The organism is Oleiphilus sp. HI0086 (assembly GCF_001635225.1).
Genome location: NZ_LWFZ01000963.1, coordinates 1 through 4,205 on the forward strand (window position 1 = coordinate 1; position 4,205 = coordinate 4,205).

4 protein-coding genes are annotated in these 4,205 nt (G+C 44.4%); all 4 read right to left on the reverse strand.

Annotated elements, in window-relative coordinates; translation table 11 throughout:
- Positions 1-176 precede the first annotated feature (176 nt).
- Positions 177-773 (reverse strand): hypothetical protein, encoded by a 597-nt coding sequence (locus tag A3756_RS17275; RefSeq protein WP_068554066.1) that lies wholly within the window; start codon positions 771-773, stop codon positions 177-179.
- 64 nt (positions 774-837) lie between these two features.
- Positions 838-2,556, reverse strand: a complete 1,719-nt coding sequence (locus A3756_RS17280) for a GGDEF domain-containing protein (RefSeq protein WP_068512853.1) — start codon at positions 2,554-2,556, stop codon at positions 838-840.
- A 71-nt stretch (positions 2,557-2,627) separates the two neighbouring features.
- Positions 2,628-3,524 carry a tyrosine recombinase XerC gene (gene xerC / locus A3756_RS17285; protein WP_068512856.1) on the reverse strand — a complete coding sequence of 299 codons (897 nt, stop codon included), beginning with the start codon at positions 3,522-3,524 and terminating at the stop codon, positions 2,628-2,630.
- A gap of 61 nt (positions 3,525-3,585) precedes the next feature.
- Positions 3,586-4,205: DUF484 family protein (locus tag A3756_RS17290; RefSeq protein ID WP_068554067.1), on the reverse strand; the 620-nt coding region annotated here is incomplete at its 5' end.

The window sequence follows — 4,205 nt, forward strand, 5'->3', positions numbered from 1 at the left end:
CGACAATTTGCACATGTAGACCTAGAATGGTTTGATGCGAGCCCTTACGACTATCTCAAGCGCTGGTTGTCAGACTACAAAGAGTCTGACATATTTTTGAGTATTATGAAGAAGTATCCGGCTTGGAAGGAAGGTGACGAAATCACTTGGCTACCTTTGCCAAGTGACAGTTAAGGTTACTTTAAACTTAAATGAGAAGTATCCGGAATCACCGGTGGAAGCTCTTCTTTCTTTTCAGCAATATCACTGCCAACAGGCGCAATCGTCACATTATCCAGCTCATGGAATTCTGCCATGACCTCTTCATGTACTTCTGATAAGCGCTCGCCCACCTCGCCAACTTGAAAGTGCGTATCTGATAGTATCTCGTCTACTTTTTCCCCTGCCAAATTAAGGCCGGTTTTGCTGGCAACATTCTGCAAATCGGTCTTTGAAGCACTGGCCGTTAAGGGAGCCTTAGCCGTTGGCGTTGGCGTTGGCGTTGGCGTTGGCGCAGCCTGAGGAGCTGGCGCACTAAAGTCTACTTTGACACCCGGACTGCCCATCGCCTCAACTTGGCAATCAGCGCCACGCTTACTCATCGCAATGATATATTTCTTTGCCGTTTCCTGGTCGAGCTTATTACGTATCACCACCCGCTTGCCAGTAAACATGCGCTCTACTTGGTCTACGCTTGTTTTAAATAGCTGCGCAACGTGTTGCTTGGTCTCTTGCTCCGAAAAGCCTTCAACCAGTTTGCCGTAAAATACAATTTCGTACTGCTGCTCACTCATACCGTTTTGCTCTTTGCTAATTTCTTTCCCTAACAATAAGTCTAGGTCAAGACCCGAAATTTACCTAGTCAGAAGATGCTTCACTCCGCACTTCTGCCCTGTTTCGGCCATTTTCTTTTGCTTGATACAGTGCAGAGTCTGCTCGTTCAAATAACTGCCCCTGATCCAGGCCTTCTTCAAAGACACTTAAGCCAAAAGACATGGTAATTTGAATCTTTTCATCGCGAAAATGAAAAGGTAAGCGACCGATCATTTCCCTTACTTTTTCAATTACCTGCTTTGCAGTTTGCAAATCTGTTTCTGGCAAAATAATCACAAACTCTTCGCCACCATAGCGCGCAACAAAGTCGGTCTTGCGTATTCTATTTTGAATTTCCTTGGCAATAATCTGTAGAACTTTATCGCCCGATAGGTGACCATAGTTGTCATTAATACTTTTGAAGAAATCGATATCCGCCACCACCAGTGTAGCCGGCTTTTTATAACGTTTGTAACGTTCAAGCTCCAGCTCAAAACGTTCGTCATAAGCCTCTCGATTAGGCAACGACGTTAAAGAATCTTTTAATGCTTTATCTCGCTCTTCCTTCAAGCGTTTACGAATATAACGAGTCTCTTCTTCCATCGCTTTGATGCGCTCTTTTAGGACCTCGACCTCTTCTTCTTTTGCTTGCTGGTGTTCAACTGCATCACCAGCATGCTGATCTACAGCACTGGATATGCTGTCCAAGTGCTCCGAAATAGATCGTTTCAAATCATCTATATCGACAGCTTTTCCCACACGCTGAGTCATTTCATCGACTTGATCACGCATATGTTGATCAAATTTTTCGTTTTTATCTTGCCAGGTGTCATCAATACTCTGACTCTCTACCAAAAAGTCCTGAACTTTACTCAAGCGCTCATCGAGCACCTTCAGAAAGTTACTAAACTCGCGCTGCCCTTTACCCACAACCGAAAGGATCAAGTTAGACAAATCATCCAAAGTAGGGCCAAGTTCATACCAAACCAGCTCTTTTTCAATTTGACCACGCAGTTTCGCTACTTCTCTGGTCGCACTGCTTGGAAACGCTAATTGGTCCAGTAGATTACTCAAAGTGTTGCGAATATGCCGCGCAACAGAAGAAAAGCCAGGAGCAAGCTCTTCTGCTGCATTGCTGGCATCGTCCGTTTCTAGCTCCAAGTCCTCTTCGCTGAGGGAGCTATCTTCGCCCGAAGCCGTATCAGCGCTTGCATTTTCATCACTTCCGCCACCCAAGAGACGACTTAAGAAACCGGCCTCTTTTTTGTCTGGGTCAACAATTACCGACAAGACTTCAGACTGGAGTTTTGCATACTCAGACAGGATAGCTGGGTATTCTTGAATATTTGACGAACGCTTGGCGATAGACTTTAAGAGCTTCTTTAGCCCACTTTTCTGCTTTCGAGGAAGCTTGAGAGTCAATAGCTGATCGATAATACTCTCTAAAGCACTCGCTACTTTTCTCAGGTTTTGCTGTTTGCTCTCGTCCGCCGCAAGAATCAATTTATCAATACGCTTAAGGCGCTTTTCGAGATCATTCTTTTCAGGTGTTGCACTGCGCACCGCACTGCGCAAGCTAGCCAACTCGCCATCTAATTCATCAGAAGTGTGCTCTGCCGCCAAGCTAACACGCACCAGAATTCGCTGCATCAGTGAGGCGTAATCTTGAATGAGCTTTTTCTGGCCGTCAAAAGACTCACCTTGCTCAAAATACTTATCTTTCCAGCGTTCTAGCTCTTTTTTTAAATCCGACTGGTTACTCATGAGTTCTCCAGCTTTTTGAACCGATTCAAATGTTATTATTTACTTAGTAAAACAAACAAAAATGATAATGCTTATTTTGTATTTCGTTTTCTGGCTCTAGGGTGAGATGCATCATACACCTCAGCTAAATGTTTAAAGTCTAGATGAGTATAGACCTGTGTGGTGGAAATATCGGCATGGCCTAATAATTCTTGTACGGCGCGAAGGTTTTGACTCGACTCCAACATGTGGCTTGCAAAAGAATGTCGCAGCATATGCGGGCTGACATCATTAATAATACCTTTCTCGATTGCCATTTTTTTCAAGCGAACCTGAACATTACGTACACTTATCCGCTTTCCTTGCTGGCTAATGAAAAGTGCGACCGCCTCTTCTCCCAAGCAATCGCCACGAAAGGCTAACCACTCTTTTAGCGCTTCAATGGCCTTGCTTCCTAATGGCAAGTGCCTTTCTTTGCCACCTTTACCCAGCACATCAACAAAACCTTCATCAAGATTTATGGAATTTACATTCAAATTTACTAATTCAGAAAGGCGTAGACCTGAAGAATAGAAAACCTCGAACATGGCGTGATCACGAATCACATGCCAATCGCCACTATCGTTATCTAATAGATGGTTAATTTGATCAACATTCAAGACTTTAGGCAGTTTTTTGCTCCCTTTTGGAACCGGAACATCCAGACACGGATTGTGTTCTAGCAAAGCATGTTTAATCTGGTAATTGTAAAAACTACGTAGTGACGACAGTGCTCTTTGAATACTCTTGCTAGAAAGCTGCTTACGGTGCAGGTAAGAAACGTATAAGCGGACATGAGCGTGACTGAGCTCACTCCAAGCGTGAATACCCTGTTCAGAGCACCAAGTATGAATACGCTCCAAGTCACGCCTGTAATTGGTGTAAGTGTGATGGGAGAGCCTCCTAACGACCAGTAAATTATCGAGAAACTCTTCTAGTAACTTTTCCATCACTGCCTCGAATTCTCTACCGGATCATTAAACCATTTATGGCGACTCGCTTCGAAAATATCTATTCCAAGAGCGAAGGAACTGAGTCCTCTACCTGCTGTCGCTTAGCAGCCAACAACAGATTCGGCAGAATACGGCTGATAAAATCGCTGATATAAGAAAGGAATAAAGAGCCCATTGAGCTATCAAAGTGCTTAGCATCGCGACTGCCCAAACAGAACAAGCCCAAAAGCTCACCATTTCGTAAAGGAATCACTGCCGCTGAACCGACTTCTTCGGGGTTCGGGAACAAGCATGCACGCTCTTCGTCTCGGAACTGCCCGCAAACTGCTCGTGTATGATCGAGAATACCGCCTAGCTGCCCCCGAGCCTCATCGATCGAAATGACTTTCACTTCGCTAACAGGGTAGTCACTTGGCTTACCAAACAATAAAATGCTGCTGAAGTCGATATTCGCATCATTTTTGAATGCCTCATTTACGACCATTTCAATCTCATCAAGGCTCTTCACCTCTAACAAGTTTAATAACAGGCGTTTGGTCTTCTCAAAATGAGCATCATTCTCATGCGCAATGGAGATCAGTTCATTAAGCTTGTTTTTCAGCTCATCACGGTGCTCTCTAAATACTTGCACCTGACGCTCCCCTAAAGATATCGCAGCGCCGCTCGCATGAGGTATTT

Coding starts and splice junctions, on each gene's coding strand:
- A3756_RS17275 (WP_068554066.1), bottom strand. CDS start 773: ATGAGTGAGCAGCAGTACGAAATTGTATTTTACGGCAAACTGGTTGAA.
- A3756_RS17280 (WP_068512853.1), bottom strand. CDS start 2,556: ATGAGTAACCAGTCGGATTTAAAAAAAGAGCTAGAACGCTGGAAAGAT.
- xerC (WP_068512856.1), bottom strand. CDS start 3,524: ATGGAAAAGTTACTAGAAGAGTTTCTCGATAATTTACTGGTCGTTAGG.